The 15,929-nt window shown below is 72.2% G+C and carries 11 protein-coding genes; 3 read left to right on the plus strand and 8 right to left on the minus strand.

Annotated features, from left to right (window positions below; all coding sequences use genetic code 11):
* Positions 1-6: 6 nt before the first annotated feature.
* The 4 genes from RAN62_RS07965 to RAN62_RS07980 form a co-directional block, all read right to left on the minus strand.
* Complete coding sequence (locus RAN62_RS07965; protein WP_305783855.1) at positions 7-2,055, minus strand: ATP-binding protein; 2,049 nt, start codon at positions 2,053-2,055, stop codon at positions 7-9.
* Positions 2,052-2,750, minus strand: coding sequence for a Pvc16 family protein (locus RAN62_RS07970; RefSeq protein WP_305783856.1), 699 nt, complete (start codon positions 2,748-2,750; stop codon positions 2,052-2,054). Before RAN62_RS07970 ends, RAN62_RS07965 begins: the two co-directional genes overlap by 4 nt.
* Positions 2,747-5,878, minus strand: a complete 3,132-nt coding sequence (locus RAN62_RS07975) for a hypothetical protein (protein ID WP_305783857.1) — start codon at positions 5,876-5,878, stop codon at positions 2,747-2,749. Before RAN62_RS07975 ends, RAN62_RS07970 begins: the two co-directional genes overlap by 4 nt.
* A gap of 100 nt (positions 5,879-5,978) precedes the next feature.
* Positions 5,979-6,539, minus strand: coding sequence for a helix-turn-helix transcriptional regulator (locus RAN62_RS07980; protein WP_305783858.1), 561 nt, complete (start codon positions 6,537-6,539; stop codon positions 5,979-5,981).
* Positions 6,540-6,739: 200 nt separating this feature from the next.
* Between RAN62_RS07980 and RAN62_RS07985 the strand changes: the two genes are divergently transcribed.
* Both RAN62_RS07985 and RAN62_RS07990 read left to right on the plus strand, forming a co-directional pair.
* Positions 6,740-8,074, plus strand: a complete 1,335-nt coding sequence (locus RAN62_RS07985; protein WP_305783859.1) for a COG1470 family protein — start codon at positions 6,740-6,742, stop codon at positions 8,072-8,074.
* A 383-nt stretch (positions 8,075-8,457) separates the two neighbouring features.
* Positions 8,458-9,417: a pectate lyase family protein gene (locus RAN62_RS07990; protein ID WP_305783860.1), complete on the plus strand. Its 960-nt coding sequence runs from the start codon at positions 8,458-8,460 to the stop codon at positions 9,415-9,417.
* 59 nt (positions 9,418-9,476) lie between these two features.
* Here RAN62_RS07990 and RAN62_RS07995 read toward each other — a convergent pair whose 3' ends face one another.
* The 4 genes from RAN62_RS07995 to uxaC form a co-directional block, all read right to left on the minus strand.
* Positions 9,477-10,241 (minus strand): class I SAM-dependent methyltransferase, encoded by a 765-nt coding sequence (locus RAN62_RS07995; RefSeq protein WP_305783861.1) that lies wholly within the window; start codon positions 10,239-10,241, stop codon positions 9,477-9,479.
* A gap of 68 nt (positions 10,242-10,309) precedes the next feature.
* Entirely contained in the window at positions 10,310-12,586 is a 2,277-nt protein-coding gene (gene katG / locus RAN62_RS08000) for a catalase/peroxidase HPI (RefSeq protein WP_305783862.1), read from the minus strand.
* On the minus strand, positions 12,583-13,005 hold the full coding sequence (locus RAN62_RS08005; RefSeq protein ID WP_305783863.1) for a Fur family transcriptional regulator: 423 nt from the start codon (positions 13,003-13,005) through the stop codon (positions 12,583-12,585). Before RAN62_RS08005 ends, katG begins: the two co-directional genes overlap by 4 nt.
* A 131-nt stretch (positions 13,006-13,136) precedes the next feature.
* Positions 13,137-14,489 (minus strand): glucuronate isomerase, encoded by a 1,353-nt coding sequence (gene uxaC / locus RAN62_RS08010; protein ID WP_369077151.1) that lies wholly within the window; start codon positions 14,487-14,489, stop codon positions 13,137-13,139.
* Between the two features lie 117 nt (positions 14,490-14,606).
* Between uxaC and RAN62_RS08015 the strand changes: the two genes are divergently transcribed.
* Positions 14,607-15,920 (plus strand): ABC transporter substrate-binding protein, encoded by a 1,314-nt coding sequence (locus RAN62_RS08015; RefSeq protein WP_305783864.1) that lies wholly within the window; start codon positions 14,607-14,609, stop codon positions 15,918-15,920.
* The last annotated feature ends 9 nt before the right edge of the window (positions 15,921-15,929 follow it).

A 15,929-nucleotide genomic window follows, 5' to 3' on the forward strand; every position in this document is an offset into this window, starting at 1 on the left:
GCTCCTTCAGTCGGCGGGCAGGAGGCGGCCGAGCTTGCGGTACTCGCGCTGGGCCGCGGCGATCAGATGCGCCATGGTGACCGGGCCGTCGTCCGCCGCCGCCAGATAGCCCGCAGTCACGGCGCACGCCCGGATCGCGCCGCCCGACAGCTCGTACACCCGGGCGCAGCGGTCGAGATCCAGGTCGCCGGCCCGGGGCAGGTCGCGGCCGAGGCAGTGGTCCCACAACGCGCGGCGCTGGGCCCGGTCGGGCACCGGGAAGTCGACGATGACGTCGAGGCGGCGGATGAACGCCTCGTCCAGATTGGCGCGCAGGTTGGTGGTGAGGACGGCCACACCGTCGAAGGACTCCATGCGCTGCAACAGGTACGCGCTCTCCATGTTGGCGTAGCGGTCGTTCGCGTCGGACACCTCCGAGCGCTTGCCGAAGATCGCGTCGGCCTCGTCGAAGAGCAGCACGCCGTTGACGCCGGCCGCCTCGGTGAAGATGCGCTCGAGATTCTTCTCGGTCTGGCCGACATATTTGTCGACGACCGTGGAGAGGTCGACGACGTACAGGTCGAGGCCCAGATCGGCGGCGATCACCTCGGCCGACATCGTCTTGCCGGTGCCGGAGTCGCCCGCGAAGAGGGCGGTCACCCCGCGCCCACGGCCGCCGCCGGGGCGCAGCCGCCACTGGCCCAGCACCCGCTCGCGGTGCCGCACCCGGGCGGCGAGATCACGCAACTGCGTCGCCGCGTCGTCCGGCAGGACCAGATCGTCCCAGGTCACGGCCGGTTCGACCCGGCGCGCCAGCTGCTCCAGTCCGGCCGCGTTCTGCGTACGCACCCCCGTGCGCAACGCCCCGGCATCGACCACCCCCGACCCGGCCACCAGCGCCTGCTGCGCCGCCACGACAGCGGCCCGGCGCACCTGCGGGGCGGTCAGCGTGTACGGCGCCAGCTCCCGCTCGACATCTACCGTGGCGGCGGCCGGCGTCCCGTACGCGGAAAGCGCCGCCCGCCACGACCGCGCCCGCTGCTCCACCCCCATCTCCGGCGCCGTGACCAGGACCGGCGCCGTCGGTGCCCAGAACGGGTCCCAGCGCGACCGCCCGCTCAGCACCACCGGCACCGGGGCGTCGAGCAGCCCGCGCAGCGACCCCAGCCGGGCCGGGTCGACGGGCCCGGCGATCAGCCCCGCGCCGGTCAGCCGGGCCTCGCGGACGGCGGCCGGAACCACCTCGGCCGGCGCCGGATCGGTGGCGAGCGCGTCGAGGTCGAGCCGCAACGCCGGGCGCCCGGTGGCGAGCAGCGCGGCCGTGGCCAGCTCGTCGGGGGAGCCCGCCCCCGGATCGTGCAGGTAGAAGAGCTGGTGCCCGGCCCGCAGGGCGGCCGCGAGCCCGGCGGTGCCCCGGGGCTGCCAGCCGGGGTCGGGCACCGCGCGCACCAGGCCGGTCAGCCGGGCATCCGGGCGCGGATCGCCCAGCAGATGCCCGATCAGCCTGTCCGGCACCCGCAGCGTCCGGGTGAGGAACGGCCGGTCGCCGTCCTCGGGCAGCACCAGCCCGCCGTCGACCAGCGGGCAGCCGGCGGTCAGGCGGGCGCGGGCGGCGCCGAGCACCGGCGGCAGGCCGCACAGCTCCAGGGCGAGCCCGACGGTCGCCCGGGGCCGGGTCACGTCGTCGTTGAGATAGCCGTAGAGCTTCTCGTAGCGTCGGTCCAGATCCGGTAGCAACGCCACCAGCAGCAGGTCGATATCGAGGGCGGTCAGCCCGAAGGACTGGGCCAGCACGCGCAGCGGCAGCGGCTCGACAGCCCGGTCGGCCGCCTCCTCGACGGCGGTGAAGGACGCGGCGTCCCGCAGGTCCGGCAGCGCACCCGCGGCGGGATCGTCGAGCAGCCGTTGCACGTGCTCCGCGGAGAGGTGCAGCCCGCGCAACGGGTCGTCGGGGTCGGGGTCGACGGACCGCCGGGCGGCCGCGGCCTGCCGGACGCGCAGCTCCACGAGGGACAGCCGCAGCCGGAAGTGCCCGGGGCCGTCCACCCGCAGGTCGTCGGTGGCCGGCGCGCTCATCGGAGCGGCCCGCCCCGGCGCCGGCGAGCCGTGGGCAACTCGCGCTCCCGCTCGGCCCCGAGCGGCGCCGCCGGATCGGCCGCGGCACCCGCGATGCGCAGCCGCCGCGTCTCGTCGGCGGGGCTGTCGTTGTCGTGCAGGCGCAGCCGCATGCCGTCGGTGACCACGGCGCCGGCCCGGATCACGGACGCCGCGAGCGGGGCGAGCACGACCAGATCGAGCGAGGGCTTGAGGTTGCCGCCGACCGCGGTCCAGATGTCGGCCAGGCCCCGGTCGCGGGCGGGCGGCATCGCCACGGACAGGCGTACCGGGATCTCCATCGAGGCCAGCGTGCCGCCCAGCCGGTCGGGCGGCACCGCGTCGTGCCGCACCAGCCCGGCCAGGAGGATGGAGAGGATGCGGTGCTCGTCCTGCGCCCGGTTGGTCCAGGCGGTCACCAGGTACGACAACGCGAAGTACCGTGGCGGCTCGTGCTCGGCCACCAGCACGCCCTCCGCGTCGTACTCGGCCATCGTGCCGTGCTGCCGCAGCTCGGTGTCCTCCTGGATGTCGTAGAGGAAAAGGTTGACGGTCGGAGCGGTCCGCCGGGCCGCCCAGTCCTTGGTGGGCGCGTCAAACGCCACCTGGATGTCCGTGCCCGCCAGGGTCTCCCCGGTCAGCAGCCCTTGCAGCGCGGTGTCCACCTCGTCGATCATTTGCGCACCACCGATCCGGGCGGCTGCTGCGCGGGCAGAACCACGAGGAAGTCCGTGGTGACCCGCCGGAACCCGCTGCCCGTGCCGATGACCTCGCGCGGGCCGAGCTCGTCGCGGAACAACACCTGCAGCTGGGCGTCGAACCGCCCCCGCGCGTCGGGTACGGCCGGGTTGGCCGCGAGCGTGACGCCCTTGTCCCACGTGAGCCGCACGCGCACGCCGGGCGGGAAGTCGGTGCCGCGGATGATCGTGACGAACCCGGGCGGCCCCATCGCGGGGACGGCCTCGATCTTCGGCTCCAGCACCCGCAGCGGCGCCCGCACCGTGCGCGGGGGCAGGGTGGTCGCGGTGATCGTGCCGCGCACGCTGGTCGTGATCTTCTGGCCCGGGACGAGGACGAACACCAGCGTACGCACGGTGCCCGGCGCGAACGTGCCCAGCGCGCACGTCGTCGTGGTGCACACCCCCGGCCGGCTCGCGACCGGGATGCCGGCGGGCAACTGCGGCCGGATGCTCACGTTCGTCGCCGTGCCGTCGCCGACGTTGCGGATCGTGTAGGTGACGGTCGTGCGGTGCCCAACCCAGGTGGGCGTGGGGTTGACGACCACGCTGACCCGGATGTCCGGCGCGGTCGCCGGCCGTGGAACCGGAGCCGGCGGCGTGGTCGTCGGCGGCGTGGTCGTGGGTGGCGCGGTCGTCGGGGGAGCGCTGCTGGGTGGCGGGCTCGACGGGGGCGGGCTGGACGGCGGCGGGCTGGAGGCCGGTGGGCTCGACGGCGGCGGGCTGGTCGGCGCCGCCTCGAAGACCAGCGGCACCTCGGCGGTGTTGTCGCCGGGCACCGCGTCGGCCAGATAGCCGCCGACGGTCCAGCTGAGCACGGTCGTCACGGGCGCGGACGCGGTCAGCTCGGCCCGGATCACCCGCTCGTTGCCGATGCCGATCCCGCCGAGCTGGCACGACTGCTGCACGACGTCGCACGTGGTGCTCTCGTCGGCGGCCGCCAGCCCGGTCAGCTCGACGCCGTCCGGGACGGCCAGGTCGACATGGATCCCGTACGCGGGCGTGGGCCCCTTGTCCGTCACGGACAGCTCCACCGTGGCGGTCTCCCCGACGCCCACCGGGCCCGGCTCGCGCACGACCGCCGTGGCGACGTCGTTGGCCCGCTGCCACGCCGGCCACATGTGCCGCCCGGGGATCTCCCAGGTCAGGCCGTCGGGGAAGTCCGTCTCCAGCTCGTACGTCTTCAGGTATTCCGGCGAGGCGAGGTCACCGAAGCGCCGCGACACGTAGGCCAGCCGGCTGCCGTCCGGCGACCAGTCGATCTGCGCCGGCCGGTGCGGCGCGACGGTCGGCTCGGTGGAGAGATCGTCGCCGCAGGCCCGGCCGGTGGGCTCGAGAACCCGGCACCCGGCGCCGAGCACGTCGGTGACGACCATGCCGTCCGGCGACCGGCCGAAGGCGAGCTGCTGGCCGTCGGGCGAGAAGGCGGGACTGTAGTCGCTGCGGCATTGGCAGCCGGACGCCTCGCTGATGTTGCGCGCGGTGCCCGTACCGTCGGCGGCGATGACCCACACGTGGCTGCTCGGGCTCTGGGTGTGCGGCTGGCCGCGGGTGAAGGCGATCTCCCGGCTGTCGGGCGACCAGGCCGGCTCGGTGTCGCCGTAGCCCTCCGCGGCCGCCGGCAGCGCTGCCACCTCGGCGCCCGTCGCCGCGTCGACGACACGGATCTGGGCCGGCTGCCCGGCCTCCCGGCGTGAGTAGGCGATCCGCGTCCCGTCCGGCGACCAGACCGCTTCCGTCTCGCTGCTCGTGGCGGTGCGGCCGGCGACCGCCAGCGGCTGCGGATTCGACCCGTCGGCGTTGACCACCCACAGCCGCGCCACCCGGGCCGCGCCCGCGCCCTCGAAGATGCTCACGAGGATCTGCTGGGCGTCGGGGGAGTAGGACGGGCGCGACCACCACGGGTCGCCGTTGCTCGTGGCCCAGAGCAGATCGGGGTCGGTGTCGGCGGCCGGGTCCTGCCGGCCCAGCGTCACGCCGAGGTCGCGCGGGTCGATGGCGCCGGGACGGATGTCGGAGAGCCGCACGGTGGAGCGGTCCGGCGCGGTCGTCCGGGTGATCAGCAGCTCCTCGATGCCGCCCGGCGGCGTGTACCACCCCGGGTTGGAGGGCAGCCGGTCCTCCGCCGAGTGCAGAATCGCGGCGCAGGTGCAGCCGTTGTCGGGCGGCACGGCGGTGTAGACCCGCTCGATGCCGTCGGGGGCGATCTCGCCCGTCCCGACGCTCCGGCTGAGGAAGGCCACCGTCGTGCCCGCGGCGTTCCAGGACGGCTGGCGGCCCTCCCACGGCTCGTTGAGCATCGGGCGGTCGGCGCTGCCGTCGCGGTTGGCGAGGTGGATCCGCCGCTGGTCCGGAGTCTGCGGAGCCCGTGTGTACGCGATGAGGCCGCCCCGCCCCTCCGCGGTGTTCCACGACGGCTCGCCGGCCCCGGCGCCGCCCCCGTCGGTGACGATGAGTGCCGAGCCGGGGTCACCGACCGTGACGCACCACACCTTGGGCAGGTCGCCGTCGCGGCGGCCCTCGAAGTCGATCTCGGTGCCGTCGGGGGACCAGCTCGGCCAGTAGTTGTCACCCGTGCCGTCGGTGACCCGGGTCGGCGCGCCGCTGCCGTCCACGTCGGCCACCCAGATGTCGCGCTGGCTGCCCACGCCCTCGCGGGTCAGGGCGAACGCCACGCGCGACCCGTCGGCCGAGACCACCGGGTGGCCGGCCACGTCGTCGACCGGCGTGACGATCCGCCGGACCGGGCCGTCGCCGGCCCGGACGAAGACCTGCGCCCGGAACGTCTCCCGGCGGCTCACCCACGCGACCGTGCCGCCCCGGGCGGACGCCTCGTCGTCGAAGTGCTGCTGGGCCGAGCCGAAGAGCGGCCTGGTGGCCGGCTCGGCGAGCGCGGCCACCCCGATGGACCGGTGCTGGGTGCCCGCGTAGGCCACCCGGAGCTGGTCGGCCGCGGGCGGCGGGTCGCCGGGCGCGGCGTCCGCGTCGCCCGCCACCACGGCCCAGGCCGTGAGCGACGCCACGACCACGGCCAGCGGAGCGGCCAGCAACTTCCGGGGAAAACGCACGACGACACCTCGGGACGGAGGATGGAAAGGTCCAGCATTTCTCTGCTTCCGGCGATCGACACCGGCCATCGGGGCAGCGTTGCGGGCAGACGGGCTGCCCTCAGATGAGGTCGTGCCGCAGCGCGTACGCCACGGCATGCGCGCGGTTGCGCAGCTGCAACCGCGTGGTGAGCTCGTGCAGCACGTTCTTGACCGTGCGCTCCGAGTAGGACAGCTTCGACGCGATGTCCCGGGTCTCCAGCCCGTCGGCCACCAGCCGCAGCACGTCGGTCTCCCGGGTGGTCAGCCCGTGCAGCGTGAGCCCGTGCGTGGGCAGGACGTCGCGCTGCAGCCGGCCCATCTGCTCGAGCAGGCGGCCCAGCAGATCGCCGGGCACGCTGCCCTCGCCGCGAGCCGCGCCCGCCACGACCTGGCCCAGCCGGGCACTGGTGGCGTCGCTACGGCGTACCACGCCGACGATGCCGCACTCGACCGCCCGGGAGAGCTGCCCGTCGTCGATCACCGACGGCACCAGGACCGTCTGCGTGGGCCCTCGCCGGAGCTCGCGCAGAAGTGCGAACGTCTCTTCCGTCACACCGTCGGTCACGACCACCGTGACGACCGCCGGCTCGCCCTCGTCCACCACCCGGATCTCGGGTCGCGCGCTCAGCAGAGCCGTCATACCCTGACCCGTGACCGGGTCCGAAGCCTGTACATGAACCGTTGTCCGTTGCATCGTTCCCCCTGACTTGCCGACGGTCCCCAGTGTCCGGAGGCCGCTTAGCAACGACTTAACGGGCGGTCGGACGGGCAGCGGTTCTGCCCCGGATGCTTCCCCCACGGCTCCTGCCACGGCGCCCGGGGCTTCCTAACATCGGTTTCATGCGCGCATCGGCCTCACTGGGTTCCACCTCCCTCTCCGTGACACCTGGCTCCACGGCCACCGTGCCCGTGACGGTGCGTAACTCCAGTGACACGGTCGAGGCGTACACCCTCGAGGTCCTCGGGGAACCGGGCGAGTGGGCGGTGGTCGAGCCGGCGGAGATCACGCTCTATCCGGCCGGCAGCGCCACCGTGACGGTCACGTTCGCGCCGCCGCGGTCCGCGCGGGTGCCGGCCGGCGAGCGGGCCTTCGGCGTGCGGATCGTGCCGGCCGAGCATCCCGACGCGACCGTCGTCGAGGAGGGCACGCTCACCGTCGAGCCGTTCAGCGAGCTCGCCACCACGCTGCAGCCGGGCTCGCAGTCCGGCTACAAGCAGGGCCGCTACCGCATCGACACCGACAACCACGGCAACGTGAGCGAGGAGCTCACGTTCGCCGCGGCCGACGGCACCGACCAGCTGACCTTCGCCCTGCACCCGGCGAGCGTGGTCGCGGGCAACGGCACCCGCACCGAGACCCGCCTGACCGCCCGGTCGCGGCGCTGGATCTGGTGGGGCGCCCCGCGCGAATACCCGTTCACCGCCGAGGTCCGCGGCACCGACGACCAGCCGCTGACCATGGAGGGCGTGTTCGTGCAGCGCCCGGTCGTCTCGCCGGGGCTGCTCAAGCTGCTCGCCGCGCTGCTCGCCCTGATCCTGCTGCTCCTCGCGCTCTGGTTCGGGCTGGTGCGCCCGGCCGTGAAATCGGCGGCCAAGGAGGCGGTCGACGCCCAGGCCGTCGCCGCCCAGCAGGCCGCGGAGCAGGAGCTCGCGACCACGCCGCCCGACCCCACCCCGACCCCCACGACCGGCGCCAACGGCGGCAACGGCACGCAAGGCGGTGCCAACGGCAACGGCAACGGCTCCGGTACGGGCACAGGCGCGGGAGTGGGCGGCGCAGCGGGCGGCCAGCAGTTCTCCGCCGCCGTGACGTTCCGCACCAACACCGGCGGCTCGGCCGAGCGGTCGTTCACCGTGCCCGCGCGCAAGACGTTCCTGCTCACCGACTTCCTCGTCGACAACGTCCAGGGCGACGAGGGCACCCTGCGCGTCACGGCCAACGAGGTGCCGGTGGTCACCTATGCCCTGGAGAACTTCCGCAACCAGGACTACCACTCGGTGACGCCGATCCGGGTGCCCGCCGGGGCCGAGGTGAGCATGCTGGTGGTCTGCCGCCGGCCCGGCACCCCGGCCAACTCCCGTCCCGCGAGCCAGTGCCGGGAGTCGCTCTACCTCAACGGCCTGATGCAATCCAACCCGGCGCCGAAGAAGACCACCCCCGCGCCCGCCGAATAGCCCGCCGCCCGGAGCCCGACTCGCCCGCGCCGGAGACCACGCGGGCGCAGGAGCCGGCCGAGCGTGCCATGCCCGGCGCGGGGAAGGTCGCCTCAGCATGAGAGGGCCGCCCCGCGCCGGCGAGGCGTCGCCTGCCCGCAACCTGCCTTGGCGCCCGCGCCGCCCCGCGCCCGCGATCTGCCAACAACGTTTTCCATTGACAGGTCTCGATGTTTGGGCCTAGCGTGCGGAAAGCGCTTACCTAGAGGACTTTCCCCCCGCCGCGGGCAGTGCTCGGCGGGGAGGCTCCGTGGTCCCGGGGGCGCAGCGCCGGTCCCGCCGTCACCACCGGCGGCGGACGAAGCCGGTCCACCTGCATCCGCTCCCCCTTGGAGGAAGAGCTCATGTCCATGTCCCGAAGAAGGGTCATCGCCGCCGCCTCGGCCGCCGTCCTGGCCGTCGGCGGTGCCCAGATCGCGGGCCAGTCCACCGCGATCGCGGCCGAGTCCAGCCCGGTGGGCTTCGCCAGTCTCAACGGCGGCACCACCGGCGGGTCGGCGAGCACCGTGGTCACCGTGACCAGTTCGTCCGCGCTGCAGTCGGCGATCAGTTCGGGCACGTCGCAGACCGTGCGGGTGTCCGGGTTGATCTCGGTGTCCGGCATGCTGAACGTCGCCTCGAACAAGACGATCATCGGGGTCGGGTCCGGCTCCGGGATCACCGGCGGCGGGTTCAACCTGTCCGGGGTGCGGAACGTCATCATCCGCAACCTGGTCTTCCGGAACGCGAACGACGACTCGATCAACGTGCAGACCAACACGACGAACGTGTGGATCGACCACAACGACCTGGCCAACGGCTACGACGGGCTGATCGACATCAAGCGCGGCTCCGACTTCATCACCGTGTCGTGGAACAAGCTGCACGACCACGACAAGTCGATGCTGCTCGGGCACAGTGACGACAACGGGTCGCAGGACATCGGCCACCTGCGGGTGACCTATGTGCACAACTGGTTCGACGGCACCAACCAGCGGCACCCGCGCGTGCGCTTCGGCAACCCGGTGCACGTGCTGAACAACTACTACAGCAACATCGGGTCCTACGGCGTCGCCTCCACCGAGAACGCGGGCGTCTTCGTCGAGCGCAACTACTTCGAGAACGTCGACAGTCCGACGATCACGCAGACCGGCGACTCGGCCGAGGGCAACCTGAAGGTGCTCAACAACTACAAGGTGAACTCGGGCACCGAGCAGGTCCGCAACGGCGCCAGCGTCGCGGCGATCCCCTACTCCTACACCCCCGAGTCCAACAACACGGTCAAGGCCACCGTCACCGCCGGCGCGGGGACAGGCAAGATCTGATTTTCCCGTACGACGTGAGCGCCCGGCCGTTCCCCCGCGGAGCGGCCGGGCTCCGCCGTTCAGAGATGCGCGCGCACCGTGAGAGCGTGCGGGCAGTCCAGATAAGGCTTCCAGAACGCCTTGCCCAGCGCCTCGATCCCGGCCTCGGTCACCAGCGGACCGTCCCAGGTCACCCCGGTGAAACCGGCCCGGGTCAGCGCCGTCTCCAACGCCCCGGTGGACCACGTCCACGCGGCGATCGTCTCGTCCAGGTCGTCGTAGACCAGATCCAGGGTGACCGGATCGGGCTCGGCGCCCGTGGCCGCGCCGTGCGTGCGGAAGCCGTACCTCTCGTAGTAGTCCTTGTCCCGGCGCAGGCCGGGGTTGGCCGGGAGCGCGACCAACCGCCCGCCCGGCCGCAGTGCCCGGGCCGCCTGCAGGCAGAAGCCGTCGAGCTCCGCCTGGTCCGGCACGTAGGGCAGCACGTAGACGGCGAGCACCACGTCGAACACGCCGTCGAGCTCCTCGGGCAGCGGGCCCGCCAGATAGTCGATCCCCAGCGGCTGGGCCTCCTCGATCGCCCGGGCGTGCTCGATCATGCCCGGGGTCAGATCGATCCCGACCGCCCGCCGGGCGCCGCGCTGTCTCACCATCCGCGTGTAGACGCCGCTGCCGCAGCCGACGTCGAGCACCGCCAGCCCCGTCACGTCGCCGAGGTGGCTCAGCACGGTCGGAAATTCCAGATAGCGCCGGAACGGGGAGCGCGAGAACGTGTCGTACGCCGGGCCGAGGTCGTCGAACTGCGCGGCCGCCTGCATGCCGGGGGAGCCGGGATCCTGGGTCATGACTTCCAGCAAAGGCAAAAGCCCGGCCGATCACCAAGGATCGGCCGGGCTTTTCAGGTGACGCGGAATCAGGCCAGGTCGAACCGGTCGTTGTCCATGACCTTCACCCAGGCCGCCACGAAGTCCTTGACGAACTTCTCCTTGGCGTCCGCGCTGGCGTAGACCTCGGCGAGGGCGCGCAGCTGGGAGTTCGAGCCGAAGATGAGGTCGACCGCGGTGGCGGTCCACTTGACCTCGTCGGTGGCGAGGTCGCGGATCTCGTACCCGTGCTCCTGGGTCTTCGACGCCACCCACCGGGTGCCCGGCGAAAGCAGGTTGGCGAAGAAGTCGTTGGTCAGCACGCCCGGCTTGTCGGTCAGCACGCCGTCGGCGCTGCCGCCGACGTTGTTGCCCAGCGCGCGCAGACCGCCGACCAGCACGGTCATCTCCGGCGCGGTGAGGTTCAGCATGTACGCGCGGTCGACCAGCAGGATCTCCGGCTGGGTCTTCTCGCCCGGGCGCAGGTAGTTGCGGAAGCCGTCGGCGCGCGGCTCCAGGACGCGGAACGACTCGACGTCGGTCTGCTCCTGGGTGGCGTCGGTGCGACCGGCGTGGAACGGCACGGTCACCTCGACGCCGCCGTCCTTGGCGGCCTTCTCGACGGCGGCCGAGCCGGCCAGCACGATCAGGTCGGCCAGCGAGATCCGCGCGCCGCCCGCGGCGTTGAACTCGCCCTGGATGCCCTCGAGGGTGCTCAGCACCGACGCGAGCTGCTCGGGCTGGTTGACCTCCCAGGAGCGCTGCGGCTCGAGGCGGATCCGGGCACCGTTGGCGCCACCGCGCTTGTCGGTGGAACGGAAGGTCGCGGCCGACGCCCACGCGGTGGAGATCAGCTGCGCGGTGGTCAGGCCCGAGTCGAGCACCTTGGCCTTGAGCGCGGCCACGTCGGCGTCGCTGACCAGCGGGCCCTCGACGGCCGGCACCGGGTCCTGCCACAGCTGCGGCTCCGCGACCCACGGGCCGAGGAAGCGGCTGACCGGACCCATGTCGCGGTGCAGCAGCTTGTACCAGGCCTTGGCGAAGGCGAGCTGGAAGTCGTCCGGGTTCTCGAGGAAACGGCGCGAGATCTTCTCGTACGCGGGGTCGACGCGCAGCGACAGGTCGGTCGTGAGCATCGTGGGCTTGTGCTTGCGCGCCGGGTCGTGGGCGTCGGGGATGATCTCCTCGGCGTCCTTGGCGACCCACTGCTTGGCCCCGGCGGGACTGGTGGTCAGCTCCCACTCGTACGCGAAGAGGATCTCGAAGAAGCGGTTGCTCCACTGGGTCGGCTTGTCGGTCCAGGTGACCTCGAGGCCGGAGGTGATCGTGTCGCCGCCCTTGCCGCTGCCGTGCGTGTTGAGCCAGCCGAGACCCTGGGCCTCGATCGGCGCCGCCTCGGGCTCGGGGCCCACGTGGTTGTCGGCCGGCGCCGCGCCGTGCGTCTTGCCGAACGTGTGACCACCGGCGATCAGCGCGACGGTCTCCTCGTCGTTCATCGCCATCCGGGCGAAGGTCTCCCGGATGAAGTGCGCCGCGGCCAGCGGGTCCGCGTTGCCGCGGGGACCCTCCGGGTTGACGTAGATGAGGCCCATCTCGGTCGCGCCGACGCCCTCGGCCATCGTCGAGTCCGAGACGTAACGCTCGTCGCCGAGCCAGGTGTCCTCGGGGCCCCAGAAGATCTCCTCGGGCTCCCACACGTCGGGGCGGCCGAAGCCGAAGCCGAACGTCTTGAAGCCCATCGACTCGAGCGCCACGTTGCCGCCGAGCACGAGCAGGTCGGCCCACGAGATCTTCTGGCCGTACTTGGCCTTGACCGGCCAGAGCAGGCGCCGCGCCTTGTCGAGGTTGGCGTTGTCGGGCCAGCTGTTGAGCGGCGCGAAGCGCTGACCGCCGTCGCCGGCGCCACCGCGGCCGTCCTGGATGCGGTAGGTGCCCGCCGCGTGCCAGCTCATCCGGATCATGAGGCCGCCGTAGTGACCGAAGTCGGCGGGCCACCAGTCCTGCGAGGTGGTGAGCACCTCGGCGATGTCCCGCTTGAGGGCCTCGACGTCGAGCTTCGCGAACTCCTTCGCGTACTCGAAGTCCTCACCCAGCGGGTTGCCCTTGTTCGAGTGGGCGTGCAGCACCGACAGGTCGAGCGAGTTGGGCCACCAGTCGCGGTTGCTGTGCGGGCGGCCGCCGGTCCGCGGCTTCGGCGAGTCGATCGCCGGGTTCTCGCTCTCGCTGCCGTGCGAGGTCACGGAGTCGTGGGCGACCGGGCAACCGGCCGCCGCCTTCTCGTCGACGCCCTGCGCGCTGGCGGAGACGTTGTCCTGGGTGTCGCTCATGCAATTCCTTCCGAGCAGGCGGGGCAGGTGCCCCAGTAGACGACCTCCGCCTCGTCCACCACGAACCCGTGGTCGTCGGAGGCGGTCAGACAGGGGGCATGGCCGGTCGCGCACGCGACGTCGGCGATCGCGCCGCACGAGCGGCACACGATGTGATGATGGTTGTCGCCGGCCTGGGCCTCGTAGCGCGCGGTGGCGCCGGCGGGCTGGATGCGGCGCACCAGACCGGCGGCGGTGAGCGCATGCAATACGTTGTACACCGCCTGGTGCGACACCATGGGCAGATCGGCCCGGACCAGGTCGATCACCGTGTCGGTGTCGACATGCGGATGGTCCCGCAGCGCGGCGAGCACCGCCAGCCGCGGCCGCGTGACGCGCAACGAGACCGCCCGGAGCTGCGCTGCGAGATCGGACGGCACCGGACGACCATAGGCCCTTTTCTGGAACAGTTCAAGTTTATGCCGCCCCGTAACAGGTGAATCCTGCCCCTCTCAGCGCTGAACGCCCGGGTGTCCGCCGAGCCCCAGGTGCACCACGGGGACCTCCCGCCTCACAGCTTGAACACCGCCCGCGGCTGGTCCACGACGAGGGCACGGAGTGTGTCGTGGGCCTCGTCCTCGTCCAGGCGGTGCTCGGCGACCAGCTCGGCGAGGTGGCCCGCGTCGAGGCGGCGGGACATGTCGTGCCGGGCCGGGATCGACAGGAACGCGCGGGTGTCGTCGATGAAGCCGGACAGCCGGCTGAATCCGGCCGTCTCGGTGACGGCGCGCTGGAAGTTCCGGATCTCGGACGGGTTGTCGAGGAACCACCAGGGCGCGCCGGCGTAGACCGACGGGTAGAAGCCGGCGAGGGGCGCGATCTCCCGGGCGTACACCGTGGGGTCGACCGTGAAGAGCAGCAGGTGGAAGCCGGGATGCGTGCCGAAGCGGGACAGCAGCGGCCGCAGGGCGCGGGTGAATTCCGCGGCCACCGGGATGTCGTGACCGGTGTCCGGGCCGTAGCGCGCCAGCGAGGCGGGGTGGTGGTTGCGGTAGACGCCGGGGTGCAGGGTCATGACCAGCCCGTCGTCGCAGGACATCCGGGCCGACTCGAAGATCATGTGCCGCCGGAAGGCCACTGCCTCGGACGGCGAGACGTCACCGGTGAGCGCGGCTCGATAGATGCGGGTGGCCTCGGAAAGAGAGAGCGGCACCGCGACGGCGTCGTAGTGGCCGTGGTCGGCGGACACCGCGCCGTGTGCGATGAAGTACCGCCGGCGCTCGGACAGCCACGACACGAAGGACTCGTAGTCACCGAGGCCGGCCACCAGCGCGGGCCACCCGGGCTGGTCGATCAGGAAATACCGGTCGGGCCGGAAGGTGGGCGCCACCCGCACCACGGACTGCAGGGCGTCATGAACCGACAGGTCGGAGGCCGGGTCGTCCGTGGTCGCCAGGAACGAAAGGCCGAAGCCGGCGAGAGCGGCTCGCGGCCGGAGCGCCTGGCCGGCGATCTGGTCGTAGAGAGCATCGGCGTTGTCAGCCGAGGGCCGCTCAGTGATCCCGAAGAAGGACTCGAGCGACGACGAGAGCCAGTACCGCACCGGCGTTCCCCGCAGCAGATGCCAGTGCGAGCACAACAACCGCCAGGCGGCGCGGGAGGAAGAAGGCGATAAGGAGCCGGCGCCCACTCCGAGCGCGTCGAGGCTCACCCCGCCGGCGTGCAGCAGCCGCGTCACGTAGTGGTCGGGCTGGATGAACAGCGCCGCCGGATCGGTGAACGGGAGATCGTCCAGCAGCAGTCGCGGGTCGACGTGCCCGTGCGGCGAGATGATCGGCAGCTCCCGGACCGCGGCGTAGAGGCGGCGGGCGATGTCGCGCACGGCCGGGTCCGGGGGCAGCAGCCGGTCGGGATGGAGGGCCATGCCGGTCAGTGTCCGGTCTCCGGGGAGCGGACAGCAATTCATCGATGACAACAAATGGCAACTCGTTGCCTTCCACCGGCCCCGGGGCGAAACCTTCTCGTAACAGAGGGAGGGGCGATGAGCCGGAGAACAAGGCACGCGGCCGTGGCGCTGGTACTCGTGGCGGGGCTCGCCGGCTGCGGCGGGGACGACGGCGGGGGCGGCGACGGCAAGACCCTCGACGTGCTGATCGGGGCCAACACGCAGTACCCGCGGGAGTTCAAGGCCTGGCAGCAGTCGATCGCGGCGCAGTTCAAGGCACAGACCGGCGCCTCCGTGACGTTCGAGGAGTTCGCCAGCGCCAACGACGAGCTGACCAAGATCCAGACCTCGGTCGTCTCCGGTACGGGACCCGACGTCTACGCGGTCGGCACCACGCTCACCCCGACGGCGTACTCGACCGGCGCCTTCGTGAAGCTGGACGACGAGACGTGGGGCAAGGTCGGGGGCAAGGACAAGTTCGTGCCCGCCACCCTGGGCATCTCGGGGCCGGACGAGCAGAACCAGGTGGGCGTGCCCTTCGTCAGCCGCCCGTTCGTCATGGTCTACAACACCGAGCTGTTGCAGGCGGCGGGGATCAGCAAGCCGGCGACGTCCTGGGACGAGCTGCGCGACCACGCGAAGAAGCTGACCAAGGACGGACAGTACGGGCTCGCGGTCGCCTACAAGGACAACTACGACCCGTGGAAGTTCGTCTGGGGCATGTCCGCGCAGGCCGGCAACCCGCTCGTCGACGGCAGGACCGCGAAGCTGCGGGATCCGATCGTCAAGCAGGCGTACGACACGTACTTCGGCTGGCTGACCACCGACAAGGTCGTGGATCCCGCCGCGATCGGCTGGACCAACTCGCAGGCCATCGCCGCGTTCGCCGAGGGCAAGACCGGATACATGGCGCTGACCTCCACCACGTCGGCGAAGGCGCTGGACAGCGGCGCGACCAAGGGCAAGTGGAAGTTCGCGCTGCTGCCCACCGTGCCGCCCGGCGCGACCGCCCGCCCGGCCGGCGGCGTGGAGGCCGCGAGCATCCTGTCCGGCGACAACCTGCTGGTCGCCGACTACTCCGACGACCAGGACCTGGCGTTCCAGTTCGTCAAGCTGGTCACCGATCAGCCGGCGCAACTCGACTTCTACCAGGCCGCCGGCAACCTGCCCGCCAACGCCGCCGCGCTGCGGACCCTGCAATCGGATCCCATGCTGGCCCCGGTGGCGCAGGCCGCGCAGAAGTCGGTGGCGACCCCGTTCACCGGTGCGTGGGCCGACATCCAGCTGGCCCTGACCAACGTGGTCGTGCAGTCGATCCCCGACCTGGCCCAGGGCGGCGCGGTGCCGGTCGACGCCCGGCTCGCCGACGCCCAGAAGGCCGCCCAGTCGGCTCTGGACCGGGCGAAGTAAGTGCCGCGC

The organism is Symbioplanes lichenis (assembly GCF_030709675.1).
Lineage (GTDB): Bacteria > Actinomycetota > Actinomycetes > Mycobacteriales > Micromonosporaceae > Actinoplanes > Actinoplanes lichenis.

Coding starts and splice junctions, on each gene's coding strand:
- RAN62_RS07965 (WP_305783855.1), bottom strand. CDS start 2,055: ATGAGCGCGCCGGCCACCGACGACCTGCGGGTGGACGGCCCCGGGCAC.
- RAN62_RS07970 (WP_305783856.1), bottom strand. CDS start 2,750: ATGATCGACGAGGTGGACACCGCGCTGCAAGGGCTGCTGACCGGGGAG.
- RAN62_RS07980 (WP_305783858.1), bottom strand. CDS start 6,539: ATGACGGCTCTGCTGAGCGCGCGACCCGAGATCCGGGTGGTGGACGAG.
- RAN62_RS07985 (WP_305783859.1), top strand. CDS start 6,740: ATGCGCGCATCGGCCTCACTGGGTTCCACCTCCCTCTCCGTGACACCT.
- RAN62_RS07990 (WP_305783860.1), top strand. CDS start 8,458: ATGTCCATGTCCCGAAGAAGGGTCATCGCCGCCGCCTCGGCCGCCGTC.
- RAN62_RS07995 (WP_305783861.1), bottom strand. CDS start 10,241: ATGACCCAGGATCCCGGCTCCCCCGGCATGCAGGCGGCCGCGCAGTTC.
- katG (WP_305783862.1), bottom strand. CDS start 12,586: ATGAGCGACACCCAGGACAACGTCTCCGCCAGCGCGCAGGGCGTCGAC.
- uxaC (WP_369077151.1), bottom strand. CDS start 14,489: ATGGCCCTCCATCCCGACCGGCTGCTGCCCCCGGACCCGGCCGTGCGC.
- RAN62_RS08015 (WP_305783864.1), top strand. CDS start 14,607: ATGAGCCGGAGAACAAGGCACGCGGCCGTGGCGCTGGTACTCGTGGCG.